This window comes from Stenotrophomonas sp. YJH_SMC_119, from assembly GCF_059368315.1.
The window spans coordinates 250,194-275,413 of record NZ_JCAFRP010000004.1; the positions used below are offsets into that span (position 1 = coordinate 250,194).

The window sequence follows — 25,220 nt, forward strand, 5'->3', positions numbered from 1 at the left end:
GAGTTTCATCGACATGTCTGTTGCCTCTGCTGAGACGGCCGGATCATCACGCTTTGGCGTGGTGCTGGCAGGGTGTCTGACGGCGCTCACCATTCCCTTGAGCATTGCCAGCCCCGCCGTGGGCATTCCTGCCATCCGGGACGCGCTGGGCGGTTCCCCTGCGGCGTTGTCCTGGATCATCAACGCCTATCTGTTGACCTACGGCTGCACCACGCTGGTGGCCGGTGGACTGGCCGATCTGCATGGCAGGCGCCGGATCTGGATTCTGGGCGGCGCGTTGTTTGCGCTCGTCACCGGCCTGATTCCCTTGATGCCCGATGTGGCGTGGATCAATGTCCTGAGACTGCTCCAGGGGATGGCGGCGTCGGCAGCGTTTGCCGGCGCGATGGCGTCGCTGGCGCAGGTGTTCGACGGCCAGGCGCGGGCAAGGGTTTTCAGCCTGATCGGCACCACCTTTGGTGCAGGGGCCGCAGGCGGTCCGCTGCTGGCGGGCGGGTTGATCGATGCGCTGGGCTGGGAATGGGTGTTCTTCCTGCCTGCGTTGCTGGCCGCCCTGACCGTACCGCTGGTCGCCCTGTCATCCGCCGAATCGAGAAACGCCGGTTCGCCGCGCCTGGATTGGCTGGGGGCCATCACCTTCATGCTGGCGCTGGGCTCACTCACCTACGCCATGATCGTGTTGCCGGAACGTGGCCTGCTGCATCCGCAGACGCTGGTACTGCTGGCGCTCCCGGTGGTGTTGCTGGGCCTGTTCATTGCCGTGGAGCGCTCCCATCGAACACCTCTGCTGGATCTCGGCCTGTTCCGCAACCGGCGCTTTGTTGGCGTGCAGATTCTCGCCGCTGCACCCGCGTTCTCCTACGTCGTCCTTCTGGTCGTGCTGCCGGCGGGCTTCATCGGTGTTGAAGGACTGCGACCCACCGAGGCTGGACTGGCGATGGCAGCACTGTCTGCACCCTTGCTGGTTGTTCCGCTGGTTGCCGGTTACCTGCTGCGCTGGATTCCGGCGCGGACGCTGTGCTGTGCGGGCCTGCTGATCGGTGCGCTTGGGCTGGCATGGCTGGCGCAGGTGTTCCAGTTCCCGTCGGTGCGCTGGATGCCGATGCTGGTCATCGGAATCGGCATCGGCCTTCCCTGGGGGATCATGGATGGCCTGGCGGTCAGCGTGGTCGGCAAGGAACAGGCCGGCATGGCCGCTGGCATCTTCAATGCGATGCGACTGGCAGGCGATTCCATTGCCCTCGCGCTTGTCGGCATCATGCTCTCGGCCCGGATTGGCGGGAACATGATGCTGGAGGCCGGCGTCGTGGCCCGTGCCGCCGTGCGCAGGCTGTCCATGGGCGACCTTGGCGGAGCGGTGGAGGCATTGCCCGGCGTTTCGAGAACGGCGCTTGCCCAGGCATACGTGGAGGCCGTCCGTGGCCAGCTGTTTGTCCTGGCGATGGCGACCGTGCTGACCGCCATCGTGCTTGGGTACCTGTTGCGCGAAGAGGTCGAGCCTGGCCTGAGCAGGGGCAGTCAGTAGCGCGGGTCGGCGATGGCCGGCAGCACCAGTTCGCGCACGAAGCCGGACGGTGACAACTGCAGCAGCGCGCGCACCATCGCAACGACGTCGTGCACCGGCACCAGTTCACCGTCGCCGCGCGCTGCGGCCTCTGAAACCGGAACCGACAGCGCATCGTCGGTGTTGAGGTAGCCCAGCTGCAGGCTGGTCACCGCCAGGCGGCGATCGCGGAAACCCTCGCGCAGTGCATCGGCGATGCCGTTGAGTGCGAACTTGGATGCACCGAACGCCACTTCCGGGCGGCCGCTGCGCGGCAGTGCCGAGGTCGACCCGGTCAGCACCAGCTGCGGGCGTGGCGCGCCCAGCACCCGCGGCAGCAGGCGCTGCAGCAGCACCAGGGTCGCGGTGATGTTGACGTCGACCAGCTGGGTGAGCGCGGCATCGCTCTCGTCGAGGAAGGCGTACTCGTCGCTGAAGGCGGTCTCTTCCCAGATGCCCAGGTTGTGGATCAGCACATCCAGATCGGCCGGTGCCCGCGCTGCGATGTGATTGGCAGCCAGGGTGGGTTGGGACAGATCGGCCTCGATCCACTGCAGGATGACACCCTCGGGGCATTCAAGGTCGCGCGGACGGCTGCGCGAAACGCCGATGACGGTGTCGCCCGCACTGCACAGGCCTTCCACGAACGCCCGACCCAGGCCCCTGCTGGCGCCGATGACCATCAATTTCATGTTGCTTCCTTGTTGTACTGCGGCGGCCTCAGTCGGCAGCCAGAATGGTGTCCCAGTCGGCGAACGCGCGCAGGCCGCTGCGCTCGGCGGTAATGATCGAGGCGGTGTTGTCGAGCTGGCAACGGTACTGAGGCTGCAGCCCGGCCGCCTGCGCGGACATGGCCATGGCGTGTGCCAGCTGGCGCGCGTGCCCGCGACCGCGGGCCTCGGGCAGGGTCAGCACGCCCATGTCGGCCAGGGCTGGATCCAGGCTCCACGGGTACATGCTTCCCGCGGCAACCAGCCGCTCGCCATCGAAGGCGCCGAACACCTGCCAGTGGTCCAGCTCGACCCAGGCGGCATCGAGATCCTCTTCGCTGGCGTTGGCCTGGAACACCTCGAACGCGGCTGCGTCGGCCGGGTCGAGACGGCGGATATGTGGTGGTGCAGGGCGCGCGGCCAGGGCCGCAAGTTCTGCGGCAGGGAAGTAGAAGACACGATCCGCACCATGCGTGCGCTGGCCGAGCTGCTGCAGGCGCTGTTGCAGCTGTGCCAGCGTCCAGTGCGGTTGCGCATGCAGGTGCAGGCGAGCCGCCAGGGCAGGGCGCAACAGTGCGCGAGCGGGGCCGACGAGTGGATGCAGCAGCATGCCGTCCTCGCCCTCGTCGAAATCATCGCTGCACGCCAACTGCAGCAGTGGATCATCCTGCAGCGTGCGCTGCCCGCAGAACACGCCGCGCCAGGTCGCATCGATCAACGGAGCAAACACATCATCCATGACCGGTGTCTCGCTCAGTGCCGGGGCAGGTCCACCTGCAGGCCGGCGGCCTTCCATTCGGGGTAACCGGCGGCGAGCCGCTGCGCGGTCAGTCCGGCCTCGCGCAGCATCGCCACCGCATCGTTGGACAGCACGCAGTAGGGACCGCGGCAGTACGCGACAATGTGGACGGCACGCGGCAGTTCGTCCATCCGTGCACGCAGTTCCGTAACGGGAATGTTCAGCGCGCCGGGCAGGTGGCCCAGATCGAATTCCTCGCGCGGCCGCACATCCAGCAGCACCACGCTGCTGCGTTGTTCCAGCAGCTGCTCCACGGTCAGTCCTTCCAGCGCATCGCGGCGCTGCAGGCTGTCGTGGATCACGCCGTGCATTTCGCTGCGCTGGTGGTCGGCATAGTCGCGCAGTGCGGCCAGCAGGTTGCCCAGCGGGCCATCACCGCTGCGGTAGAGGATGCGCTTGCCGTCACGGCGGGTCTGTACCAGGCCGGCACGGCGCAGCTGCTGCAGGTGCTGGGAGGTATTGGCCACCGACAGGCCGGTCAGTTCAGCCAGGCGTTCCACGGCGCGCTCGCCTTGGGCGATGTGCTCCAGCAGGGCCAGGCGATGGGCATGGCCGAGCGTGCGGGCGATCTCGGCCAAGGCCTCAAGCGGTGAGGGTGGTGGCTCTGTTGCAGCGTTCATGCGGGGCACGCTAGCATCGCTCTATCATTCAAGCAAATAATTGAAGGTGTGCGATATGCTTGGCCAGGCGACATTCGTGATGGATGCGGTGGTAGTCGGCGTGGGAGCGACCGCAGTAATGGACCTGTGGGCGGTGGTGCAGCGGCGGCTGTTCGGCATTCCCTCGTTGGATTTTGCGATGGTCGGGCGTTGGCTGGGGCACCTGCCACGCGGGCGCTTCCGCCACGATGGCATCGGCCGCGCGGCAGCGGTCGGTGGCGAGCGCGCGCTGGGGTGGACCGCGCATTACGTGATCGGTGTGGTGTTCGCCACGTTGTTGCTGGTCGTGGTCGGGAGCGATTGGGGGCAGGCACCCACCCTGTGGCCGGCGCTGGCCTTCGGCATTCTCAGTGTTGCCGCGCCGTTCTTCATCCTTCAGCCGGGCATGGGTGCCGGCATTGCCGCTTCGAAGACCCCGGCGCCGGGCAAGGCACGCCTGCGCAGCCTGGTGGCGCACAGCGTGTTCGGCGTGGGCATGTACCTTTCCGCGCTGCTGTTGGCCGCGGTTCGTGCAGGGTGAGCGAAAATCGGTGGGGTCACCGGCAACAGGAACACCCCGGCATGGAAGCACCTGATCCCTTCGCTGATGGCATGCCGCTACCGTGGGCATGGCAGGAAACGTTGGCCGATGCGCGCATCGAGCGGCAGTCGATCGGCGTGTCGCGCGCGGATGTAGCCCGTGTGCAACGGCCGGGGCAGGCCGATGCCTTCGTGAAGTCGGAAGTGATCGACGCCTTCAGTGAGCTCGGTGATGAGATCGCGCGCCTGCGCTGGCTGCAGGAACAGGGACAACCGGTACCAACGGTAATTGCCACCGCCGAAGAAGCGGGCCGGCGCTGGTTGCTGATGAGCGCGCTGCCCGGCCGCGACCTGGCTTCGTCGCCGGAACTCGCGCCGCAGCAGCTGGTGGAACTGCTGGCCGACGCGCTGCGCGGGCTGCATGCGTTGCCGGTGGCAGCCTGTCCGTTTGACCAGCGACTGGTCTCGCGCCTGCAGGCCGCGCAGGCCCGCGTCGAAGCGGGCCTGGTGGACGCCGATGATTTCGATGATGAGCGCCTGGGCCAGAGTCCGCAGCAGGTCTTCGCCGAATTGTGCAGCACCCGACCCGATCATGAAGACCTGGTGGTCAGCCATGGCGATGCCTGCCTGCCGAACCTGATGGTGGTCGAGGGGCGTTTCAGCGGTTTCATCGACTGTGGGCGACTGGGTGTTGCCGACCGCTACCAGGACCTGGCGCTGGCTGCGCGCAGCCTGGTCCACAACTTCGGCGACACGCGTTGGGTGGCGCCGTTGTTCCAGCGCTACGGCGCGGTGGCCGACGAGCGCCGGCTGGCGTTCTACCGCTTGCTCGACGAGTTCTTCTGACCCCGCGCGTGGCTGGCGATGGCCGCGCAGATCAGGCCACCCACCACGCTCAGGTGCTCCAGCGCGAAGAACAGGGCCAGCTGCTGTTCCGCGCCGTGCTTGGTCCAGAAGGTATGCACGACGACGATGGTCAGCAGCATGAACACTGCCAGCACGCCGCTGCCCAGCCAGAGCAGGCGATCAAGCAGCAGGCACAGTGAGCCACCCAGCAGCACCACCGCGCTGGCGAGGTTGAACAGCACAGGCGGCTGCAGCCCGGCGGCCTGCATTTCGGCCACGCTGTTGTCCCACGCCAGCAGCTTGGCCAGGCCCGAGGACAGGAACACCACGGCCAGCAGCAGCCGGGCGAGGAACCACAGCACGCGGCTGTCGAGCAGGGTGGCGATCATCCGTGGCATGCAGGAACTCCGGGTTGAGCGTGGGGCGGGCCGGGCAGCATCGGGCCTCAACCGCGGTTGAGGTCAAGGCTGGCTGAACGAAGCCCGATGGTGGTCGGGTTGTTGCCTTCTAATTGGACGAACGTTCGTTCACTATTTGCGCCATGAAGCGAGCCGACCGCAACGAGCAACGCATCGCGCAGATCCTGCAGGCCGCCCTGCAGTGCTTCCTCGCGAAGGGATTCCACCAGACCAGCATGCGTGACATCGCGCAGGCGGCCGGTGTCAGCCTGGGCAATCTCTACAACCACTTCCCGGGCAAGGAGGCGATCATCCTTGCCGTGGCGGTGGCTGAGAGCGAAGAGCTGGCACCGTTGCTGCAGCGACTGGCCGCGTCCGAAGGCGAGCGCGCACAGGTGCTGGCTTTCCTTCGGGACTTCCACGCACTGTGCCGGCAGCCGGAATGGGCGACGCTCGCCGTCGAAGTGCTGGCCGAGAGCGCACGCAATCCGGCCGTAGCCGAGGCATTTGCGGCCAATCGCAGGCAGTTGCAGGCGGTCCTGGCCGAAGCGCTGCAGCAGGTGGCACAGCGCGAACGCCGGCGTCCCGTGTTGGCCCCCGCATTGCAGGCGCAGGTGCTGCTGGATGCCATTGAAAGCGATGCACTGCGTCGGGGGCTGGGCGAGGCCGGTGGCGGCGATGAGGCATCGCTGGATCTTGGACTGCTCGCGCTGCTGCTCGGGGCGCGCGCATGAGTGCCGTTGACCGGCGATTGCACGGCCTTGATCTGGCGCGCTACCTGGCCTTGGCCGGCATGGTGCTGGTCAACTTCCGCCTGGCGATGGCCGTGCCGGCAGAGGGCGCCGGATGGTTGGCAGGCTTCTTCCACTTTCTGGAAGGCAAGGCTTCGGCGACGTTCGTTACGCTGGCTGGCTTGGGCCTGGTGTTGGCCACGCAGCGGCAAGGGGGGTGGCCGGCCAGCGTGCAGACCTGGAGGCGCGCGCTGTTCCTGATGGTGCTGGGCCTGCTCAACCTGACCCTGTTCCCGGCCGATATCCTGCACTACTACGCGGTGTATTTCGCGCTGGCCGTGGTGTGGCTGCGTGCCTCGCCGCGCGTGCTGCTGGCCAGCATCGTGGGCCTGGCGGCCTGTTCGTTCTGGGCGTTGCTGCACTGGGATTACAGCCAGGGATGGAACTGGCAGACGCTGGAATACGCCGGCCTGTGGCAGTGGCCGGGCGCGGCCCGCAACCTGCTGTTCAATGGCTTCCACCCGTTGATGCCGTGGCTGTGCTTCTTCCTGCTGGGGATGCTGCTGGCACGGCTTCAGTTGTCGCAGCCGCGGGTGCAGCATGCATTGCTGGTGCTGGGGCTGCTGTTGATCGGGGCTGGACATGGCGTGCAGCAGCTTGCGCAGGGAACGCCCTGGCAGGTGTGGCTGGGAACGCAGCCGATGCCGCCGGGACCGGCTTATGTGCTTACGGGTGCGGGTGCGGCCTGCAGTGTCATCGCCGCGTGCCTGTGGCTGGCGCGTGTGCGACCGGGTGACTGGTTGGAGCCGTTCACCGCGGCCGGACGCATGACCCTGACCCTGTATGTGGGCCACATCCTGCTGGGCATGGGCACGCTGGAAAGCCTGGGCCTGCTCGATGGCAGCGCGTCGCTCGCATCGGTGCTGCTGTGGGCGCTGCTGTTCCTGATGCTGGCGACGGGCGCGGCCTGGCTATGGTCGTGGCAGTTCGCACGCGGCCCGCTGGAGACGGTGATGCGGCGCATCGCAGGCTAGTTCCCTGGTGGTGCTGAAGCGATGTTGTGACGGACATGTCTGTGCCGCGGCGAACGCATCTGCGATAGTGGTGGCAGGTAACACTTTCTGCTTGCATCCATGTCATTCGCTTCGGCGCAGCATCTCGGCGAAGTCCTGCAACAATCCTATGGCATCACCCCCACCGCCGTGGTGCCACGCCCGGTGGGCGCCGACGCCAATGCCAGCGTGTATCGCGTCGATGCGCGGCACGGGCAGTGGTGGTTGAAATGCCGTACCTACCAGGTCGCCCCAGCGGTGTGGGACAGCCTGCATTGGATGCGCGGCACGCTGGGTATCGATGAGATCGTCGCGCCGTGGCCGGCGTTGACCGGTGGTGCGTCTGTGCAGCGCTGGGGATTGCAGTTCACCCTGTTCCCGTATGTGGAAGGCCAGTCCGGGTTCGAGGCGGCGTTGAGCCGCACGCAGTGGAAACGGCTGGGGGAGGTGCTGCGGCGGCTGCATGGCGCGCAGTTGCCAGCGGAACTGCAGCAGGCACTGCCGATCGTACGGCTGGAAACCGCGGCGCTGGAGACCGTCGGGCAATGGTTGGCCGGCGAGGGCCTGGCGGCTGCGAAGGACGGGCTGGGCCGCGCATTCGTTTCGGTATGGGACCAGCAGCATGCGCGCATCGCGGCGCTGCATGCGCAGGCACGGGAGCTGCTCGCGGCGTTGCAGGACGCGCCGGTAGACCTGCATCTGTGCCACACCGATCTGCATGCCGGCAACCTGCTGATGGGCAATGACGGGGGCCTGCACCTGATCGATTGGGATGGTCTGTCGCTGGCCCCGCGCGAGCGTGACCTGATGTTCATCGGTGCCGCTGTTGGCGGGCGCTGGGGTCGCGAGAATCCACTGGGGTTCGAGGAGGGCTACGGCAGCGACCGCGGTGACCCACGCTGGATCGCCTGGTACCGGCACTGGCGCATTCTGCAGGACCTGATCGAGTTCCAGCAGGTGCTGCTGGGCAGTGACGGAGAGGACCGATCGCCGCAGCTGCGCCGGCAGTCGCTGCACTACCTGGGGGAGCAGTTCGCACCGGGCAATGTGTTCGATGCGGCGGAGCGGGTATATCGCGCGCTGGATCAGGTTCCAGGCCGTTGCCAGGATCGCCCTAGGTAGAGTCGACTGTTAGTCGACTGCGCTTCGATTGGAACAGGCAAAGCCCGCGCTGCGCGCGGGAGTCGACTAACAGTCGACTCTACCCATGGCCTGTCCATGCACGACCCGTGGCTTGCCCGTGCAGGCCCCATGGCTTGTCCATGCAGATGGTTTTCATTCGGCGGGCTTGGCTGCTGCCGAGGCCGCCGCGCTTGCGGCGCGGCGCGACAACACCGCTTCGCGGTGGGCGATGTAGGCGTTGGCGGCGAGGATGATGCCGGCACCGATGAGCGTCCAGCGATCCACGCTTTCGTTGAACAGCAGCCAGCCGAGCAGCGTTACCAGCGGCAGCTGCAGGAAGCTGATCGGGGTCAGCGCCGAGACTTCACCGAGCCGCAACGCCCGCGTCCACAGCAGCTGACCGACGGTGCCCAGCACGCCGGTGGCCAGCAGCCACAGCCACGCCATGCCGGAGGGCCAGACCCAGACGAACAGTGCCGGGACCAGCGACAGCGGCACCCAGAACACGTAGGTGTAGAGCACCACGGTGTCAGCGCTGTCGACACGGGTCAGCTGCTTGATCTGGATCGCCACCAATGAGCTGAGCACGGCGGCTGCCACCGCTACCAGGCTGCCCGCGGTGAAGCCGGCGGTACCGGGGCGCACGATCACCAGCACACCGATGAATCCAACCACCACCGCGGCCCAGCGCCGTATACGCACGGTCTCGCCCAGCCACAGCACGGCGGCGATGGTGACGAACAACGGCGTGGAGTACGAGAGGGAAACCGCCTGCGCCAGTGGCAGATGGCCCAGTGCCCAGAACGCGCACAGCATCGAACCCAAGCCAATCGCACTGCGCACGAAATAACGCGGCAGCTGCTGCGTTTTCAGTGGTGCATGGCCGGGGCGCAGCAGCATCGGCAGCAACGCGAGCAGGCCAAAGGCATTGCGAAAGAACGCCACTTCCTGGGTTGGTACGTACCGGGTGGCGTAGCGGATGGCGACGGCCATCAGGCCGAATGCCATCGTGCTGCCGAGCATCAGCAGCGCCGCCCGCATCGGGGTGGCGCTGGGGGAGAGGGCGGGGGTGTTCACCACTGTGCGCCGAGCAGGCGGGGCTCCGGTTCGATCGGCACGCCGAACTTCTCCAGCACCGAAGCGGAGATGCGTCGCGCCAGCGCCAGCAGTTCAGCACCGCTGGCATTGCCATGGTTGACCAGTACCAGCGCGTGGCTGGGGGCCACGCCGGCATCGCCTTCGCGGAAGCCCTTCCAGCCGCAGGACTCGATCATCCATGCCGCCGAGACCTTGCGCTTGTCGTCCTGCTCGGCCGGGAACACGGGCAGGTCGGGGAAGTGCTGCAGCAGGACGTCGACCTGTTCCAGCGGCAGCACCGGGTTCTTGAAGAAACTGCCGGCGTTGCCCAGCACATCCGGGTCGGGGAGCTTGCGGCGGCGGATCGCGATCACCGCGTTGGCCACGTCCACTGCGCTCGGCAGCTCCACGCCCTGTGCCTGCAGTTCCTCGCGGATGCCGGCATAGTCCATGCGCAGGTCGTGCAGCAGCGGCAACTTCAGTTCGATGGCGGTGATCAGGTAGCGGTCCATCTGCTGCTTGAACACGCTGTCGCGGTAGGTGAAGCGACACTGCTCGTTGTCCAGCCGTACCCAGGTTTGTTCCTGGCAGTCCCAGGCCTCGACCGCCTGGATGAACTCGCCGACCTGCGCACCGTAGGCGCCGATGTTCTGGATCGGCGCGGCACCGGCGGTGCCGGGAATCAGGGCCAGGTTCTCCAGCCCGGACAAGCCTTCCTGCAGCGACCACATCACCAGGCCATGCCAGGGGACGCCGGCCCCGGCGCGGATCACTGCGTGGTCAGCGCGGTGTTCCAGGAAACTGATGTCACGGTTGCCGAACACCAGCACGGTGCCCGGCAGGTCTTCGGCGATCAGTACGTTGCTGCCGGCACCCAGTACCAACAGGGGACCGCTGGCCACTTCGGGCAATGCCAGCACTTCCGGCAGCAGTGCGGCATCGTGCAGTTCCAGCAGCTGCGCGGCGCTGGCCTGCACGTGGAAGGTGTTCAGCGCCTGCAGTGGCGCATTGCGGGTGAGCGTCCAGCGCAGCGGGGCGTTGCCGTCGACGGTATCCATGGGCGCGCTCACAGTGGGGCCACCGCGCCGCGGCTCGGCGCTTCGCGGCGGCGACGGATCGCCTCCACGCATTCGGAGACCAACGCCGGGCCACGGAAGATCAAGCCGCTGTAGCACTGCACCAGCGCCGCGCCTGCGGCCATCTTGGCCACCGCATCGGCACCGGACAGGATGCCTCCGACACCCACCAGCGGCACCGACTCGGGCAGGCGCGAGCGCAGGCGGCGCAGCACCAGGGTGGACTGCTCCAGCACCGGCGCACCGGACAGGCCGCCGGCCTCGTTGGCCAGCGGGTCGCCGGCCACCTTGCTGTGGTCGATGGTGGTGTTGGTGGCGATCACGCCGTCCACCTGCAGTTCGCCCAGCACGCGCGCGGCGGCATCGATGTCGCGGTCACTCAGGTCCGGTGCAACCTTGACCAGCATCGGCACACGGCGGCCGTGGCGCGCCGCGAGATCTTCCTGGCGGTCGCGCAACTGGCTGACCAGCTGGCGCAGCGCGGTCTCTTCCTGCAATTCACGCAGGCCGGCGGTGTTGGGCGAGGAGATGTTGACGGTGATGTAGTCCGCCAGCGGATACACCTTGTCCAGGCAGGCGATGTAATCGTCCACCGCCTGTTCGTTCGGGGTGTCCTTGTTCTTGCCGATGTTGATGCCGAGCAGGCCGCGGCGGTTGCGCGCGCGCTCGACATTGCGCACCAGCGCGTCCACGCCCGCATTGTTGAAGCCCATGCGGTTGATGATCGCGTTGTGTTCCGGCAGGCGGAACAGGCGCGGCTGCGGGTTGCCGGCCTGCGGGCGCGGGGTGATGGTGCCGATCTCGACGAAGCCGAAGCCGAGCGCGAACAGCGCATCGATGTGCTCGCCATTCTTGTCCAGGCCGGCAGCCAGGCCGACCGGATTGGGGAAGGTCTGCCCGAACACCGTGCTGGGCATCGGCGCGATGCGTGCGGCCAGCAGCGGCGTGGTGCCGGTGCGGTAGGCCAGGTCCAGTGCGGACAGGCCCAGGCCGTGGGCGCGCTCGGCGTCGAGCGAGAACAGGAAGGGGCGGGCAAGCGAATACATGCGTCGGTTCAGTCCAGCGTGCCGAGGAAGGCTCGGGTTCGATATTCAAAAGCGACCTGGCCGTCGACCGCGTGGGCGGCGAACAGGTCCTGCAGAGCGTCGATCATCGGCGCGTGGCGAGGATGACCGGATTGGGGTGCGTAGGAGGAGGACAGCAGGCGCCCGCGCAGGGCGTCGAAGTCCAGATGCTGTACGTTCGGCAACTCCACCATGCCGCGCAGGCCGCGGCCGAACCAGGCCTGCATGGTGGCATCGTCCTGGTAGCGCTCGGCCACCGCGGTGTAATCGGTGCCGTAGTCCAGCAGCAGCTGTTCGTAGCCGACCAGGAATGGACTGGCATCGAGCAGGCGCGAATTCCAGTAGATCAGTGCCAGGCCACCGGGGCAGAGGATGCGCTGCCACTCGGCGCGCACCGCCACGGTGTCGAACCAGTGGAACGCCTGCGCGACGCTGACCAGATCGATGCTGGCATCGTCCAGGCCGGTGGCCTCGGCGCGGCCATCGACGGCGGAAAAGCCCGGATACTGCGGCGCCAGCCACTCTTCGGCGGCGGCGCGCATGGCGGCGTTCGGCTCGACCGCCACCAGCGGATGACCGCTGGCCAGAAACTGACGGCTGGAAATGCCGGTGCCAGCACCGATGTCGGCGACACGGGCCTGGTGACTGACATCCATCGGGCCGTGCAGCCATTCCAGCAGCGCGGGCGGGTAATCGGGCCGGTAGCGGACGTAGTCGGCGACGCGGCTGCTGAAGCGTTCAGTGCTGTCGGAGGTGGTCATGGCGTCAGTTCGACACCGCGGCCAGCCACGCCAGGCCACCGAAGAACAGGATGAAGACCAGGATGGCGGCAAGTACCGCGCCGACCATCACCCAGCCCAGCACCAGGCCGGTAACGGCCAGGCCATCACCTTCCAGTTCGTGCGGGCGGCGGCGGATCTCGGCGCGGGCCATGTGGCCGGTGATGATGGCCACGATGCTGGCCACGAAGGGCAGGACGGTCCAGCTGGCGATGCCCATGACCAGGCTGACCACGGCCAGGGCGCTTGTCTGTCGGGGTGCCACGCTCATCGGGGTCCTCCTTGGCAGTGTGCACATGATAGTGCCTCTGCCCGGGCAATCCCATGCCCGGCGGATGCGATGGCAGGCGTGGACCCTGGTGGGCGAACGAGGTGCAAGCCCTGGTAGGCGTCGACCTCGGTCGACGAAAGGCATTTCAGCAGGGTAGGCGTCGACCTTGGTCGGCGAAAGGCATGCCAACCAAGGTTGGCAGCGACCGGAGTGCCGGTATCAGCCCATCAACACCTGGCCGCCATCCACGTTGAGCACGCTGCCTGTGACCCAGCGCGCCAGCGGCGAGCACAGGAACAGGGCGGCGTCGGCAATTTCGCGCGGATGGCCGAAGCGGCCGAACGGGATCTTCGCCAGGGTGCCGTGGTACAGCGCCGGATCTTCGGTGCGGCGGCGATCCCACAGGCCGTCATCGAACTCGATCGAGCCCGGCGCGATCGCATTGACCCGGATCCGGTCCCTGGCCAGCGCCAATGCCTGCGACGTGGTGTAGTGCGACAGCGCGGCCTTTGCGGCGGCGTAGGGCGCGCCACCGGGGCGCGGCTGCTGTGCGGCGATCGAGGACAGGTTGAGGATGCAGGCATCGCTGGATGCGCGCAGCCACGGCAGTGCCAGGCGCGAGGCCCGTACCGCCGCCATCAGGTCGATCTGCAGGCTGGCGGCCCAGCCATCCTCGTCGTCGGCCATGCCGTAGCCGGTAGCGTTGTTGATCAGTACATCGATGCCGCCGAGTGCATCGGCAGCGGCCTGCAGCCAGGCCTGGATCTGGCCGGCGTCGGCCAGATCGGCGGAGACGGTATGCAGCGGGGTGCCCTGTGCCTGCGCATCGGCACGCAGGGCATCCAGGCCGGCCTGGCCACGTGCGCAGACCGAGACCTGCGCACCGGCGCCGGCAAATGCCAGCGCCATTTCACGACCGATGCCCTTGCTGCCGCCGGCGATCAGCACGCGGCGACCGGTGAAGTCGAGGGTCGGAGCCCCATTGGGGATCCGGCCCTGGGCAGGGGTCAGATCCCCGGAGGGGCTCTGACCCGCAGCCATGGCAGAAACGTCTGCCATCACAGATCGAACTTGATGCCCTGGGCCAGCGGCAGCGAGTCCGAATAGTTGATGGTGTTGGTCTGGCGGCGCATGTAGACCTTCCACGCATCCGAACCGGACTCGCGGCCACCGCCGGTGTCCTTCTCGCCACCGAAGGCGCCGCCGATCTCCGCACCGGACGTGCCGATGTTGATGTTGGCGATGCCGCAGTCGCTGCCAGCGGCCGACAGGAACTTCTCGGCAGTCTTCAGGTTCTGGGTGAAGATCGAGGACGACAGGCCCTGCGGCACGCCATTCTGCATGTCGATGGCTTCATCGAGGGTGTCGTACGGCATCACGTACAGGATCGGCGCGAAGGTCTCGTGCTGGACCACGGCATCGCTGTTCTTCAGGCCGGAGACAATCGCCGGCAGCACGAAGTTGCCGGCGCGGTCGATGCGGGTGCCGCCGGTTTCGATGGTGCCGCCGGCAGCCTTGGCCTGGGCGATGGCATCGAGGAACTGCTGCACGGCGCCGTCGCTGTTCAGTGGGCCCATCAGGTTGGCCGCATCGGTCGGGTCGCCGATCTTGCCTTCGACCTGCTTGTAGGCCTTGACCAGGGTGGCCAGCACGTCGGCGTAGATCGAGCGGTGCACGATCAGGCGGCGGGTGGTGGTGCAGCGCTGGCCGGCGGTGCCGACGGCGCCGAACACGATGCCCGGCACGGCCAGCTTCAGGTCGGCGGTTTCGTCCAGGATGATGGCGTTGTTGCCACCCAGTTCCAGCAGGCAGCGGCCGAGGCGACGCGCGACCTTCTCGTTGACGGTGCGGCCGACCTGGGTCGAGCCGGTGAAGCTGATCAGCGGCACGCGACGGTCATCGACCATCTTTTCCGACAGCGCGGTGCCCGCATCGTTGATCAGGAAGAAGATGTCCGGGAAACCGGCTTCGCGCAGGGCGTCGTTGCAGATCTTCAGCGAGGCGATGGCGGTCAGCGGCGTCTTGTTGGACGGCTTCCAGATGCACACGTCGCCACAGATGGCGGCCAGGAACGAGTTCCAGCTCCACACCGCGACCGGGAAGTTGAAGGCGGAGATGATGCCGACCAGGCCCAGCGGGTGGTACTGCTCGTACATGCGGTGGCCGGGGCGCTCGGAATGCATGGTGTAGCCGTACAGCATGCGGCTCTGGCCCACGGCGAAATCCGCGATGTCGATCATCTCCTGCACTTCGCCGTCGCCTTCCGGCTTGCTCTTGCCCATTTCCAGCGCCACCAGCGAACCCAGGGCGTCCTTGTGCTTGCGCAGTGCTTCGCCGCACAGGCGCACGGCTTCGCCGCGACGCGGGGCTGGCGTGGTACGCCAGATCTTGAAGGCTTCCTGGGCGCGGGCGACGACGGTCTCGTACTCGGCCTCGGTGGTCGCGCGGACCTGCGCGATCGGCTCGCCGGTGGTCGGGTTGACCGGGGTGATCAGCTCACCGCTGGTCGCGCTCGACCACTCCCCGTTGCCCAGGTACGTGCCAGCGTTGATCGCGTCCAGGCCAAGGGACTTGAGCAGCTCGGAAGACATGCGGACTCCTGTGTTTCGTTACGTTGTTTGGTGCCATCGCGGGCAGGTGGGGGGCGCGATGAACTGAATCGCCGATGGTAGCAGAGCGGCCTGTCCGGCCATGGTGCAACGCGCCAGCGCCGCCGTGTGGAGCACGAATGCTTGGAGGGTAGGGTGTGTTGCCTGTAAACTTCCCGGCTGCATGGCCCCGTAGCTCAGCTGGATAGAGCGTCCCCCTCCTAAGGGGAAGGTCGCCCGTTCGAATCGGGCCGGGGTCACCAGAATCAATAACTTAGGAAGACTCAGTGGCGAGCATTTCCCACTGTTCCCTGCATATCCACAGGATTTGGTCCCAGTGGTCCCAACGCCGCGGATCAGTATTTGAGCTTCGCTACGGCGCCATCGTCGCCCTCAGGAGTTAGGTGAGCGTAGAACTTCTCGGTCGTGGCGTAATCAGCGTGTCCGGCCAGAATCTGCACCCGTCGCAATGGCACTCCGGCCATGACCATGTGGGCGCAGAAGGTGTGCCGTAGTCGGTGGAGGCTGCCGCCGATCCCAGCCCGCTTGGCATTGGACGCGAACCAGTCGGATACGGTGTCTTTGTGCACGGCCACCAGCGGATCGGGTAGGCGGCGCAGCGCCCAGCGCGCATACCGGTTAAGCGGCACCTCGCGCCACTTGCCTGACTTCGTGCGCCCCTGGCCATCTTCGTCTGGCTCGCTCTCGACCCTGAGTCTGCTCCCTGCCACCGAATCCTTGCCCAGTCCAACCAGCTCACCACGGCGCAGACCCGTGTGGGCAATGAAAAGCCACAGAGGCGCCCGACCGGGGTTCGCACGGTACAGCTTGCGCATCGCGGCCCGGTCGTAGAACCGCACCGCTACGCTGCGGACGCCGCGCGGTGCCTGGGTTTCCTCCAGCGGGTTGAAGTCCAGTTCCTTCCACTTCACGCCACGCCGGAACGCGGCCTGCAGCCTACGCACTTCCTTGCCCACGGTCTCTGGTGCCACCTTGTCCTTGGTCAGGCGATCTGTCTTGTATGACTCCATTTCCATCGGGCGCAGGGTGTCGATCGGTCGATGGCCGAAGCGAGCAATGAACAGTCGGACCTCGCTCTTTGCCTTCCCGTGCGTGGTCGGGTGTTCCGCCTTGTACCAGTCCAGGTACGCCTCCAAGAAATCCTTGACAGTGGGCAGCCGGGGGAGGATGCGCACACCATGGGTCAGTTCCGCTTCTTTCGCTGCTCGTACGCCCTCAGCCTCGCGTGGGCTGACGCGACCAATGGCGACACGGCTTCGCTTGCCGCCTTCCCGCCAGTTGAGGTACGCGGCGCCATCGTGCCAGAAGATTGTGACCTTGACCATTGCTTGGAGCCGTAGATTGCAGAGTAGAGGACAGCCTTCTCGTATAGCTTCTTGCCCATGAAATTTCGTGGTTCGATGCCGTAGTCGGCGATGTTCGAATCGAACTGGCTTCGTGAAACCCCGCAGTAGTGCGCGGCCTCGTCCACGGTCAGCCAGTCCTTTCCGACGATGTCTAGCTTTTCAGCAGCTCCCATCGGGTCCTCCTTCAGTTCGTGGCCAGCGCAGCGCGCAGCTGCTCGGTGGCGGTGCTCATGCAAACAGGTCCAGTTGGGCCGGCAGTGCCGGTAGTGGCGCGATAGAGGCGGCTCCGGATCCACCCATCCCGAGTTGCTGCATTCGCACCAGAAGTCGCGCGGCATAGTTCTCGCTGTTCCTGATGAACCGTGAGTGCTGGGCGGACCTGTATCGGTCACCGGCGTGGCTACGCAGTAGCAATGCGTCCCGCTCTTTGCGCAGCTCCCGGATGTGGTGGAGCGTTTGGGAGTACGCACCCGGCAGGCGCCGGCGGTCGTACTCGTCCTCATCGGGGTCAGGCACGTGCGTTGTGTCCTGGGCGATCATCGGAACATCTCCAGTTGCTGCGGCACGGTCGGACGACGAATGGCGTAGGGGCTGGGATCTCGCTCGTTGAGCAGGTCCTGGGCGACATGGAAGTGGTAGCCGCGGCCGTTCATGTCGGTGATGAAAACCATCGGGAAGTAGCAGACCGCGATGGCTCCGGAGCAGAGCAGGTAGTAGCCGCGACCACACGGCGCGCGGCCGGCCTCGGTGCTGCTGTCCAGCATGTCGCGCGTCTAGCCGGCAGCAATGCGGACGGCTACCGCGTTCGATGCGATCTCCCATGCTTCGTCTCGGTCCATGATCCGCGAGGACACCATGCCCATGGTTCGCAGCGCGGCGTCCATGTCGCCGGCAGCGAGCGCCTGAAGTGCGTGGCCGCGGGCCTCCCACAGACGAGCGTCCTGGGGGGCGATCGAGTCGAGCTCGACCCCGGACATGCTGGCCAGCTGCCGGCCGACCTCGCGGTGGTCGATTGCCTCAGCCATGAGCGCACCTCCGCCAGCACCAGCGCAAGCGGTGAGCAGCTGGTCAGCCATTCTCATTCTCCTGCGCATGGCAGCCGCGTGGCAGAATTCGCTCCGACATCAAGGAGGTGTGGCCATGGGTATTTGTCCGCTGGCAGCAGATTGGGGCAACGTTGCGGATTGGATTGCGGCCGGAGTAGCTGCTGCTGGAGCTGTCGCGGTTTGGCTCGTTACGAAAGCTGCGAATCGAACGGCGAGCGCATCGCACGAACTCGCTCGGCAGATGAAGGAGCGTGACGATGAGGTCCGACGTCGTGATCAGGCGGTTTTGATCGCGCTCATTTACGCAGAGGTGCTTTCTGCAGCGATATCCTATGCAGATCTTCTCGAACATCTTGTCACGGGGAATTCGCTCGAATGGGCAGTAGAAAGCGAAGTTAACTTGGACAAGTTGGAGCGTTTGGCTGCCGGTCCAGGTCTGGTAAGGTCGAAAAAAGAGATTGGGCGACTCAATCTCCTTCCAACGGAAATTTGTGAGCAGCTGGCGATGGGGCTTGCCCTTACTGACCTGTGTGCTGAGAACGTGCGCTTGCTTCGACAAGCTAACGATCGAGACGGACAGGAGGAGCAGTTCGAGGTTCTTTGCAATAGCGTGCAAGGTGCTGCCAAAGCATTCGCTGCGGCGAGTGCACGCATGAAGCTGCTGATGGTCTCGAATGAGCGAGTTGAAGCTCATGTCGACACTCCCCACGCCTGATGGTCGATCTTCTTCACTCGGCCGAACAACTGGCGGCGGGAGTTCAACAGCTGCAGCGCGATGTGCCGGCGGTGGTCGGTGAGCTGGAACGTCCGCGTCTCGATGTGCAGCTTTCCGGCCAGGTCGCGGCGGAACAGGCGGTAGGTGAGGACGTGGCCGCCCAGCACCTTGTCGATGGACCGGCCCCGAGCGAAGCCCTCGGTGCGCTTCGGTAGCCTGCGGTCGCAGCGGTGGTGGGTCATGGCAGAATGCCCTCCAACATCAGGGAGGGTCTATGGCGATTGAGTTTTGTCCGTTGGCGGACGACGTAGGAAACTTGGCCGATTGGGCTGCGGTTTTTGTCGGTGCGATAGCAGCGATTGCCACTACAGTGGTGGCAGTGCTCGCATACAAAACGTCGGATCGAGCTACGGACATTGCCGAGAAGGCGAAGGACATTGCTGAGAAGGCGAAGGACATTGCTCAGCAGCAGCACCAAGAGGCAGCTGATCTGCGAGACGCCCAGGCTCGTATTCTCGGCAAGAGGCTGCGCCATGAAGTGACCCATCTGGCGCTGCGTGTCGGAGGTCTTCTCAGACAGCTCGACTCCGCCGTGAGCTTCGTTGGGCTGCCACATATTGAGAATGGCGACAAGCTGGTTGGTATGCTGGATGAAGCGTCGATGCCACTCTTGCCCGGCGGCCGTGCGGTAGAGGATCGAATTCACAACCTCCCAGATGCTTTGGGTGCTGATCTTGCGACGTTGATTGGCGCTGACCAGACATTGGAAGAGCGAGTTAGGAACATGCGAGCTCGACTGCATGCCGTTGGCCCGGATTCGCCGTGGGCGTATGGAGGAGAGACTACGGACTTCCTGATCCTCAAGAATCACCTTGATTGGATACGGGGGCTTGCCACGAACGTCGCTTTGCAGTTCATATCCTTCGAACTTGAGGGCCGAACCGAGTAGGAGCCGTAAGTTGATTGAAGACGGATTGGTCACCTGATAGGTCACGCGTGTACCCCCATCGCCTGCAGGTCGATTTCGTCAACCTTGTCGCGCAGGTAGCGGCGCGCGCGCCGCAGGTGGCCGGCGATCACAACTCGATCGTCATGGGCGAAGAAGGTCAGCACGTGCATATGCAGTGCACGGCGGTGGTCGCGGCGGTACAGGCGCCACGTGATTGCGCTGCCGCCGAAGGTTGGGAACCGGCCCCAGGCGAAGCCCAGCGTCTCCTTGGGCGCGCGGCGTTCGATGTGGCGGCTCATGCCTGTGCTGCCTTTTTGCCACCGCGGCGATAGTGTCCACCCTCAACCACCTGGCGGCGGCCGATCGTGCTCTTGTCGATGCCGCTGTTGCCCAGGATCTGGACCTTACCGCCGCCGGCCTCGAAGCGCGCCATGTCGCCGGCCAGCTTCTGCCGGGCCTGGTCCTTTTCGCGATCGGTCGCGCCACTGAAGACGGGCTTCACGTGGATGCTGGTCATGCTGCTGCTCCTTCGTAGACCCAGCGACGCACGGTCCCAAACGCGACGCGCAGCGCGGCGCTGATCTGGTTGACGGTGTTGCCGCTGGCCCGGAGCTGCCGGGCGCGGCGCTTAGTGGTGGCCGGCCAGTACAGGGCGTGAGGCTGGCGTGGTACCGGCATCCCCTGGCAGCGGGCCATGTCCTGGACCGCGCGGGGCGAGCGCCCGAGGGCGGCCGCAACGGTCATCGCGTCGCGGCCCTCCATCTGGCGCAGGGCCCGCAGTTCGCTGGTGCGCCAGAACTCCATCACGCTGCCAGCGGGTACTGGTCGGCCGCATCCTGCAGGCCGTGGATCATGGCCCGGCACATGTCCGGGAACTGCGCCTGGTCGTACAGCTTCGCCGCGCCGGTGGCGTTGATCGGCTTGAACCCCAGCAGGGCCAGACCGTCGGCGCTGATCGAGAGCGGGGCGACCCTATCGCTGCGGCAGCAGGTGCGCGGGCGGTACAACCCAGCCAACGACACGCCGCTGCTTCGGTTCGGGTTCGACATGCGCAACCGTGGCGTGGAGAGCTGGCTGCAGTCGAATTCCTCGCGCCTGATCAGCGGCGTGGTGGAGGACGCCACAGCCACCAGGCGATGAATGGTCAGGTACGCCGGTTCGGAGAGCCGTTCCAAACCCCCAACGGTGCGTTGATGCGGTTCCCCGGCGACACGTCGCTCGGTGCCGGTCCGGAGGAAACCATCGGCTGCCGCTGCATGAAGCAATACCGGGTTGACATGGCGGCGGAGGTGAAGCGTGGCCAATAAGTTCGGGAGCCAGGTCCGCGCTTTCACGGAGAAGGCCAAGGCCATGCAGGGCGTGATCTTCCGCGAGTCGGCCACGAAGCTGATGGAGGAAGCCGGCACGCCAGAGGGACAGGGCGGGAAGATGCCGGTCGTCACGGGCACCCTGCGCAACTCCGTTGCGGCCTCGGTCGAGGGTATGCCTACGGATGGGGCACAGCCGCCGGAGGTGGTATTCGCCACCATTGAGCTGGGGCAGACCGTGTGGGCTGGCTGGACAGCGAAGTACGCCATGCGCATGGAGCACGGCTTTCAGGGCGAGGACAGCCTGGGCAGAACTTATGCCCAGACCGGTAAGGGCTTCGCGCGCGCGGCGGCACAGCGCTGGGATTTCATCGTGGCCGAGGTCACCGCCGACGTGAAAGGACGGATGGGATGAGCGATACCGCGATCTATGACGCATTCGCCACGCTGGCGGGGCAGTTCGCTGCGGCGCAGGGCCTGGCCTGCTCCTACCCGGGGCAGGGATTCACGCCGCCCACCGGCAAAGGTGCCCGCTGGCTGGAGCTGCAGTGGTTCCCGAATCGGACCGAGAACTACGGCATCGAGGACGATGGCCCGTTCCTGATGCAGGGGTTCGGCCAGCTGTCGGCCTGCTACCGGCCCGGGCAGGGGATCATGGTCGGTACCGCGATGACGGACCAGATCATCGCTGCCTTCGCCAAGGGCACGACCTTCGCCGGCATGCGGGTGGAGAGGAAGCCCTGGACGTCCAGCATCATTCAGGATCCGGAGCGGGTGATGCATCCGGTGACCATACCTTGGCGGGGCGTCACTGATTGAAACCCTGCTAACATCGTCCATGACAGTCATGGGAAGCGAATAATGGACGATATTGCTGCGCTCAAAAGCGAGCTGTCTGGTATCAATTTGGACGACGTCTCCGAGGACGATTCCGCGTATCTCTCTCAATGTCTTGACACAGTTCGACACGACATTGGGTTACTCCAGAAAGGCGAACTGGACGCAGGCGCGAAAGGACGTGTGCTGGCTGCTCTGGATGCTCTGAAGATTGCAATAGATGCGTCGAAGAGGAAGCGGGCTTTCAAGCGTGCGGAAGACGAGGCTAAGTTGAAATTGGCCGAAGCCCAGCGCAACCACGATCAGGCAGAGAAGGAAGCTAGGAAGGCTGTGCTTCACTTGCATGGGCTGCTCACCGCTCTCTCGCAAGGCTCCGATCTTAGAATTTGACGGTTCGATCAGTTCAATTGGAGCACATGCGACCTACGCCACCCAATCTCCATTTGGTCAGCAGCAACGAGATCCCGAACGAGGGTGAGCTGCAGGCCATGCGCGATGCCATCACCCGCATGAAGCGGAACCGGCAGCTGCTGGACGAGTTCTGCGCTGAGCAGGCGAGATTCGTCCGGGCCGAGTACTTGGCTTACGTGGAGGCGGGATTCACCCGGCCGCAGGCCATGCAACTGGTGTCTGCAAAACTGTCACCGAAAAAGTAACGCTTGCGTTAGATCTGGGCGTCCCCATGTCTACTTGACTTTAAAAAATAGGAGACGTCCATGCCGTACCAACTCAGTTTCGCTCCTGCGTCCAGCAATGATAATGATTGTGGCCCGACCTATGGGTTCATCCTTAACGCCGACAGCCTCCCTGGGGCTCTTTCCAAATGGATTGGGGCGCAAGGAACGATGATCGATGGTCAAGGGAGGCTGGTTCCAATACAGCTCGGCGCCGGGTCCAAAGAATCATCGCTTCGGATCTTGCCAGCAGATGGCAGCGACAAGCGAGAGCATGTGATTGTCAGTGTCAGTGGCGATCTGGGGGTTGGAACGTCGGTTGCGCTGGCTTGGCCGTCTAACCCTTACAACCCGCTGGCCTACAAGATCAGCTACTACGGCGAAATTTGATTGCCACAAGAAGCCCGCTGCCCAGCGGGCTTTTTCTTTTCAACGACCCCGCCCCGTGGCGGGTTTTTTTACGCCCATCGCGAGGAGATACGGCTATGGCCGCTGAAGCAAAGACCAACGCAGGTTCCAAGCTCTTCATCTGCGTCACCCCCAAGAATGCCGACCTGACCGAAACCGAGTTCGCGGCCCTGACCTTCGTCCAGGTGAAGAAGGTCGGCAGCATCGGCGAGCGCGGCATCAACACCAACATCGTGCAGTACGACACGCTGGACACGTTGGTTGCCCTGAAGGGCAAGGGCATCACCAACGCCGGCGACCCGCAGGTGAAGGTGGCCGAGGATCTGACCGACCCGGGGCAGGTGGCCCTGCGCGCCGCGGGCGCCCCCAACGTCCCGGACGCCTATGCGTTCAAGGTGGAACGCGCCGACGGCTCCATCGAGTATCTGCGGGGTCTGGTGACCGGTCCCAACGTGCCCGGTGGCCGCAATGAGGATTTCATCCTCAACACCTTCACCCTGGCGCTGAATCAGGCGCCGATCACGGTGGCCGCACCGGGCGGCCCTTAACCCTGCGAGATTGCATGTTCCTACGAATGAACCACAGAATTGACGGCCAATCTGAAAGGAGTCGCTCATGAGGCTTGATCGCAAGGGCAACCACGCTCTTGAACTGACCGTATCCAGCGTGGATCCGGATTACGACAATCAACGGCGACTCATGGTCTGCCTAGGTCGCGTGTCGGGAGTGAAGCCGATTGAGGTCCAGTACACGCACAAGCGCCAGTCAAAGAAGGAGACGTGGGTTTGGGTCACCTGTACCTGGGAAAGCCAAGAACTTGCGTCACTTGGCGAAGCGATGGCGTTCGTTCGAAGTGTGACTATTGGCGACTTAACCGACCTGCAGATCAAGCCTGACTCTGTGGCGCGTTTGAAGCGAATTGCGGGAATTGACTGGAAATCGATCTAGAACGATGCGCTGTTCATAAGTTAGCTGATATTCCCTGACTTACCCAATAAGGAGCCCGCCATGTGCGGGCTCTTTCTTTTTCGGAGACCCGACCATGACCGAACTGTCCAACATCGTGGCGGCCGAGCGCCGTCTGGAACTCCTCCACCCGGCAACCCAGGAGCCGGTGGGCCTGGTGCTGGTTCTGCTGCCCGACAGCCATCTGCAGGTGAAGGCCGCAGCCCGCAAGTCGATCAACGACCGCATCAGCCACCGCGGCAAGGTGAGTGCTGAGCAGCTCGAAGCCAGCCGCATCGGCATGCTGGCTGCCTCGGTGGGTGGCTGGGAGTGGCAGGGTGAGCTGACCTTCCACGGTAGCAAGCCCGAGTTCAACCCGCAGACGCTGCAGCAGCTGCTGAAGGAACTGCCTTGGGTGACGTCGCTGACGGCCGCGTCGATGGTGTTCGGTATCCAGTTGGCCTGGGCGTTCCCGCCCGGGGCAACCGACACCGAACGCACCGAGATCTGGCGCAGCCCGGGACCGAGTCTGGAAAGCGCGACGAAGCTGGGCGATTTCGCCTATCCCCAGAACCGGCACCGGCTCGATGGCTTGGCCGCCGGCGCGAAGTTCTACTTCTGGGGCCGGCTGGTGGATCGCAGCGGCAACATTGGGCCGTGGTATCCGGCCGGTGCAGGCGTGGTGGGCGAGTCGAGCACCGACGTGGCCGAGTACGACGCGTATTTCTCCGGCCTCATCAACAAGAGCGCGCTGAGGCAGGAACTGCTGTCGGAAATCGAGAGCATCAGCAGCATCGTCCCGTTGATCTGGGACGCAGATGCCACGTATGAGGCGGGCCAGACGGTGGTGCGCAACGGCAAGATCTGGTTGTGGACCGACGCCCCCCCCGGCAATGAGGAACCGCCGGGCACGAAGTGGAAGAGTGTGGGCGATGCTGTGGCCGAGGCCGGTGCGTTGGTTGGGCGAATCGACCAGCTGGAGCTGGACGTTACGGAGATCGACGGCAAGGTCACCGCGGTGGGGAACCGTGTGGACGGCTTGGTCGCGCAGTACAGCGCCGAGCATGCGGGCGATGAGGACTGGAACGCAGGTGATGAGGACTCGTTTGCAGGCACGGTCACCACGCTGACGGTCATTGCCAGTGGCGACTATGCGCTGAGCCGGCACGTGGATACCACCGAGGCGGCGGTGGGCGAAACCCGGGCGATGGTGCAGGCCACCTCGCAGGCTCTGGTCGACTTGGACGGGCAGATCAGCGCCTCGTACAGCCTGAAGCTGCAGATCGCCGCCAACGGGCAGTACTACGCGGCCGGCATGGGCATCGGCATCGAGAACCAGCCGGACGGCAGCTACCAGAGCCAGGTGCTGTTCACCGCCGATCGCTTTGCGTTCGTCAACCTGGTCAACGGGCAGCTGACCTCACCGTTCGTGATCCAGGGCGGCCAGACCTTCATCAACCAGGCGCTGATCGGAACGGCGTGGATCAACACGGCCAACATCGCGGATGCGGCGATCACCAACGCAATGATTGGTGGCGTCATCCAGTCAGACAACTATGTTCCAGGGCAAACCGGTTGGCGAATCAGCAAGGACGGTGGTTTCGAACTGAACGGGAACACGCCAGATGGCTACAAGTTGCGCGTAGTCAATCAAGGCGTCTACGTCTATCACCCGAACGGAGTTCCAGCTGTTGAAGTGGGGGTCTTGCTGTGACCCTAGTCGGGCTCCGCATACGAC

Annotated in this window: 36 protein-coding genes and 1 tRNA gene; 16 read left to right on the top strand and 21 right to left on the bottom strand. The window is 65.2% G+C overall.

The features are described 5' to 3' along the window. Positions 1-13: 13 nt before the first annotated feature. A complete protein-coding gene (locus AC5P6S_RS08725; RefSeq protein ID WP_171968860.1) occupies positions 14-1,525 on the top strand; it encodes an MFS transporter in 1,512 nt (503 codons plus the stop codon). On the opposite strand, the gene AC5P6S_RS08730 is transcribed toward AC5P6S_RS08725, so the two are convergent. The 3 genes from AC5P6S_RS08730 to AC5P6S_RS08740 are packed head-to-tail and all read right to left on the bottom strand — an operon-like array spanning position 1,519 to position 3,672. Next, entirely contained in the window at positions 1,519-2,235 is a 717-nt protein-coding gene (locus tag AC5P6S_RS08730) for an SDR family NAD(P)-dependent oxidoreductase (protein WP_495204561.1), read from the bottom strand. The two genes, AC5P6S_RS08725 and AC5P6S_RS08730, sit on opposite strands and share 7 nt — an antisense overlap. Positions 2,236-2,263: 28 nt before the next feature. Continuing rightward, positions 2,264-2,992, bottom strand: a complete 729-nt coding sequence (locus tag AC5P6S_RS08735) for a GNAT family N-acetyltransferase (RefSeq protein ID WP_087803434.1) — start codon at positions 2,990-2,992, stop codon at positions 2,264-2,266. 14 nt (positions 2,993-3,006) lie between these two features. After that, positions 3,007-3,672: an ArsR/SmtB family transcription factor gene (locus AC5P6S_RS08740; protein WP_005409356.1), complete on the bottom strand. Its 666-nt coding sequence runs from the start codon at positions 3,670-3,672 to the stop codon at positions 3,007-3,009. A gap of 55 nt (positions 3,673-3,727) precedes the next feature. Here AC5P6S_RS08740 and AC5P6S_RS08745 point away from each other — a divergent pair, with 55 nt between their 5' ends. Next, entirely contained in the window at positions 3,728-4,231 is a 504-nt protein-coding gene (locus AC5P6S_RS08745; protein WP_076738959.1) for a DUF2938 domain-containing protein, read from the top strand. Between the two features lie 41 nt (positions 4,232-4,272). Continuing rightward, on the top strand, positions 4,273-5,076 hold the full coding sequence (locus tag AC5P6S_RS08750; protein WP_201862114.1) for an APH(3')-II family aminoglycoside O-phosphotransferase: 804 nt from the start codon (positions 4,273-4,275) through the stop codon (positions 5,074-5,076). Here AC5P6S_RS08750 and AC5P6S_RS08755 read toward each other — a convergent pair. Beyond that, positions 5,049-5,474 carry a DoxX family protein gene (locus AC5P6S_RS08755; RefSeq protein WP_088430215.1) on the bottom strand — a complete coding sequence of 142 codons (426 nt, stop codon included), beginning with the start codon at positions 5,472-5,474 and terminating at the stop codon, positions 5,049-5,051. The genes AC5P6S_RS08750 and AC5P6S_RS08755 overlap by 28 nt on opposite strands. Positions 5,475-5,617: 143 nt before the next feature. Between AC5P6S_RS08755 and AC5P6S_RS08760 the strand changes: the two genes are divergently transcribed. The 3 genes from AC5P6S_RS08760 to AC5P6S_RS08770 all read left to right on the top strand — a co-directional run bounded on the left by AC5P6S_RS08760 (position 5,618) and on the right by AC5P6S_RS08770 (position 8,379). After that, entirely contained in the window at positions 5,618-6,208 is a 591-nt protein-coding gene (locus AC5P6S_RS08760) for a TetR/AcrR family transcriptional regulator (RefSeq protein WP_024956902.1), read from the top strand. Then, positions 6,205-7,239, top strand: coding sequence for a DUF418 domain-containing protein (locus tag AC5P6S_RS08765; RefSeq protein ID WP_099497624.1), 1,035 nt, complete (start codon positions 6,205-6,207; stop codon positions 7,237-7,239). The genes AC5P6S_RS08760 and AC5P6S_RS08765 overlap by 4 nt, the downstream gene beginning before the upstream one ends. Before the next feature lie 99 nt (positions 7,240-7,338). Beyond that, complete coding sequence (locus AC5P6S_RS08770; protein ID WP_012480001.1) at positions 7,339-8,379, top strand: aminoglycoside phosphotransferase family protein; 1,041 nt, start codon at positions 7,339-7,341, stop codon at positions 8,377-8,379. 153 nt (positions 8,380-8,532) lie between these two features. Here the strand turns inward: AC5P6S_RS08770 and AC5P6S_RS08775 are convergent, their stop codons facing one another. From AC5P6S_RS08775 to amaB, 7 genes are all read right to left on the bottom strand, one after another. Then, positions 8,533-9,420, bottom strand: coding sequence for a DMT family transporter (locus tag AC5P6S_RS08775; RefSeq protein WP_032966688.1), 888 nt, complete (start codon positions 9,418-9,420; stop codon positions 8,533-8,535). Positions 9,421-9,452: 32 nt separating this feature from the next. Next, positions 9,453-10,514 (bottom strand): UDP-N-acetylmuramate dehydrogenase, encoded by a 1,062-nt coding sequence (gene murB, locus AC5P6S_RS08780; RefSeq protein WP_005409364.1) that lies wholly within the window; start codon positions 10,512-10,514, stop codon positions 9,453-9,455. A gap of 8 nt (positions 10,515-10,522) precedes the next feature. After that, positions 10,523-11,578, bottom strand: a complete 1,056-nt coding sequence (locus AC5P6S_RS08785) for a quinone-dependent dihydroorotate dehydrogenase (RefSeq protein ID WP_024956899.1) — start codon at positions 11,576-11,578, stop codon at positions 10,523-10,525. A gap of 8 nt (positions 11,579-11,586) precedes the next feature. Continuing rightward, on the bottom strand, positions 11,587-12,357 hold the full coding sequence (locus tag AC5P6S_RS08790; RefSeq protein WP_005413143.1) for a class I SAM-dependent methyltransferase: 771 nt from the start codon (positions 12,355-12,357) through the stop codon (positions 11,587-11,589). Positions 12,358-12,361: 4 nt separating this feature from the next. Then, entirely contained in the window at positions 12,362-12,646 is a 285-nt protein-coding gene (locus AC5P6S_RS08795; protein WP_005413144.1) for a DUF4190 domain-containing protein, read from the bottom strand. Positions 12,647-12,865: 219 nt separating this feature from the next. After that, complete coding sequence (locus AC5P6S_RS08800; protein ID WP_012480006.1) at positions 12,866-13,705, bottom strand: SDR family NAD(P)-dependent oxidoreductase; 840 nt, start codon at positions 13,703-13,705, stop codon at positions 12,866-12,868. Continuing rightward, the gene (gene amaB / locus AC5P6S_RS08805; RefSeq protein WP_012480007.1) at positions 13,705-15,237 is read right to left on the bottom strand and encodes an L-piperidine-6-carboxylate dehydrogenase; all 1,533 of its coding nucleotides are present in this window, start codon (positions 15,235-15,237) and stop codon (positions 13,705-13,707) included. The genes AC5P6S_RS08800 and amaB overlap by 1 nt, the downstream gene beginning before the upstream one ends. Positions 15,238-15,420: 183 nt before the next feature. Between amaB and AC5P6S_RS08810 the strand changes: the two genes are divergently transcribed. Then, positions 15,421-15,497, top strand: a tRNA-Arg gene (locus AC5P6S_RS08810). A gap of 93 nt (positions 15,498-15,590) precedes the next feature. Here AC5P6S_RS08810 and AC5P6S_RS08815 read toward each other — a convergent pair. The 4 genes from AC5P6S_RS08815 to AC5P6S_RS08830 form a co-directional block, all read right to left on the bottom strand. Further along, complete coding sequence (locus AC5P6S_RS08815; RefSeq protein ID WP_099497627.1) at positions 15,591-16,580, bottom strand: tyrosine-type recombinase/integrase; 990 nt, start codon at positions 16,578-16,580, stop codon at positions 15,591-15,593. 249 nt (positions 16,581-16,829) lie between these two features. Then, positions 16,830-17,141 (bottom strand): hypothetical protein, encoded by a 312-nt coding sequence (locus AC5P6S_RS08820; protein ID WP_005409371.1) that lies wholly within the window; start codon positions 17,139-17,141, stop codon positions 16,830-16,832. Continuing rightward, entirely contained in the window at positions 17,138-17,365 is a 228-nt protein-coding gene (locus AC5P6S_RS08825) for a hypothetical protein (RefSeq protein WP_005409372.1), read from the bottom strand. The genes AC5P6S_RS08820 and AC5P6S_RS08825 overlap by 4 nt, the downstream gene beginning before the upstream one ends. 9 nt (positions 17,366-17,374) lie before the next feature. Beyond that, a complete protein-coding gene (locus AC5P6S_RS08830) occupies positions 17,375-17,677 on the bottom strand; it encodes a hypothetical protein (protein WP_049449894.1) in 303 nt (100 codons plus the stop codon). 64 nt (positions 17,678-17,741) lie between these two features. Between AC5P6S_RS08830 and AC5P6S_RS08835 the strand changes: the two genes are divergently transcribed. After that, positions 17,742-18,362 (top strand): hypothetical protein, encoded by a 621-nt coding sequence (locus tag AC5P6S_RS08835; protein WP_133050649.1) that lies wholly within the window; start codon positions 17,742-17,744, stop codon positions 18,360-18,362. Here the strand turns inward: AC5P6S_RS08835 and AC5P6S_RS08840 are convergent. Genes AC5P6S_RS08840 through AC5P6S_RS08865 form a run of 6 tightly spaced genes read right to left on the bottom strand, consistent with a single transcriptional unit; the run spans position 18,338 to position 20,615 of the window. Then, on the bottom strand, positions 18,338-18,604 hold the full coding sequence (locus AC5P6S_RS08840) for a hypothetical protein (RefSeq protein ID WP_005409375.1): 267 nt from the start codon (positions 18,602-18,604) through the stop codon (positions 18,338-18,340). The two genes, AC5P6S_RS08835 and AC5P6S_RS08840, sit on opposite strands and share 25 nt — an antisense overlap. Then, positions 18,601-19,356, bottom strand: a complete 756-nt coding sequence (locus AC5P6S_RS08845; RefSeq protein ID WP_125899037.1) for a hypothetical protein — start codon at positions 19,354-19,356, stop codon at positions 18,601-18,603. Before AC5P6S_RS08845 ends, AC5P6S_RS08840 begins: the two co-directional genes overlap by 4 nt. Further along, complete coding sequence (locus tag AC5P6S_RS08850; protein WP_005409377.1) at positions 19,353-19,610, bottom strand: hypothetical protein; 258 nt, start codon at positions 19,608-19,610, stop codon at positions 19,353-19,355. The genes AC5P6S_RS08845 and AC5P6S_RS08850 overlap by 4 nt, the downstream gene beginning before the upstream one ends. Beyond that, positions 19,607-19,828 (bottom strand): hypothetical protein, encoded by a 222-nt coding sequence (locus AC5P6S_RS08855; protein ID WP_005409378.1) that lies wholly within the window; start codon positions 19,826-19,828, stop codon positions 19,607-19,609. Before AC5P6S_RS08855 ends, AC5P6S_RS08850 begins: the two co-directional genes overlap by 4 nt. Then, positions 19,825-20,115, bottom strand: coding sequence for a hypothetical protein (locus AC5P6S_RS08860; protein WP_005409379.1), 291 nt, complete (start codon positions 20,113-20,115; stop codon positions 19,825-19,827). The genes AC5P6S_RS08855 and AC5P6S_RS08860 overlap by 4 nt, the downstream gene beginning before the upstream one ends. Continuing rightward, on the bottom strand, positions 20,115-20,615 hold the full coding sequence (locus AC5P6S_RS08865) for a hypothetical protein (protein WP_495204562.1): 501 nt from the start codon (positions 20,613-20,615) through the stop codon (positions 20,115-20,117). The genes AC5P6S_RS08860 and AC5P6S_RS08865 overlap by 1 nt, the downstream gene beginning before the upstream one ends. Here AC5P6S_RS08865 and AC5P6S_RS08870 point away from each other — a divergent pair. From AC5P6S_RS08870 to AC5P6S_RS08905, 8 genes are all read left to right on the top strand, one after another. Beyond that, the gene (locus AC5P6S_RS08870) at positions 20,608-21,033 is read left to right on the top strand and encodes a hypothetical protein (RefSeq protein WP_049449892.1); all 426 of its coding nucleotides are present in this window, start codon (positions 20,608-20,610) and stop codon (positions 21,031-21,033) included. The genes AC5P6S_RS08865 and AC5P6S_RS08870 overlap by 8 nt on opposite strands. Next, positions 21,030-21,437, top strand: coding sequence for a phage tail terminator-like protein (locus tag AC5P6S_RS08875; RefSeq protein ID WP_099497630.1), 408 nt, complete (start codon positions 21,030-21,032; stop codon positions 21,435-21,437). Before AC5P6S_RS08870 ends, AC5P6S_RS08875 begins: the two co-directional genes overlap by 4 nt. 42 nt (positions 21,438-21,479) lie before the next feature. Continuing rightward, positions 21,480-21,845: a hypothetical protein gene (locus AC5P6S_RS08880; protein WP_005409384.1), complete on the top strand. Its 366-nt coding sequence runs from the start codon at positions 21,480-21,482 to the stop codon at positions 21,843-21,845. 53 nt (positions 21,846-21,898) lie between these two features. Further along, positions 21,899-22,111, top strand: coding sequence for a hypothetical protein (locus tag AC5P6S_RS08885; RefSeq protein ID WP_032965820.1), 213 nt, complete (start codon positions 21,899-21,901; stop codon positions 22,109-22,111). A gap of 60 nt (positions 22,112-22,171) precedes the next feature. Continuing rightward, entirely contained in the window at positions 22,172-22,519 is a 348-nt protein-coding gene (locus AC5P6S_RS08890) for a hypothetical protein (protein WP_005409386.1), read from the top strand. A gap of 95 nt (positions 22,520-22,614) precedes the next feature. Then, positions 22,615-23,085: a hypothetical protein gene (locus tag AC5P6S_RS08895; protein ID WP_005409387.1), complete on the top strand. Its 471-nt coding sequence runs from the start codon at positions 22,615-22,617 to the stop codon at positions 23,083-23,085. A 67-nt stretch (positions 23,086-23,152) separates the two neighbouring features. Then, complete coding sequence (locus tag AC5P6S_RS08900; RefSeq protein ID WP_005409388.1) at positions 23,153-23,485, top strand: hypothetical protein; 333 nt, start codon at positions 23,153-23,155, stop codon at positions 23,483-23,485. A gap of 94 nt (positions 23,486-23,579) precedes the next feature. After that, a complete protein-coding gene (locus AC5P6S_RS08905) occupies positions 23,580-25,196 on the top strand; it encodes a phage tail tip fiber protein (RefSeq protein WP_224119413.1) in 1,617 nt (538 codons plus the stop codon). Positions 25,197-25,220 lie beyond the last annotated feature (24 nt).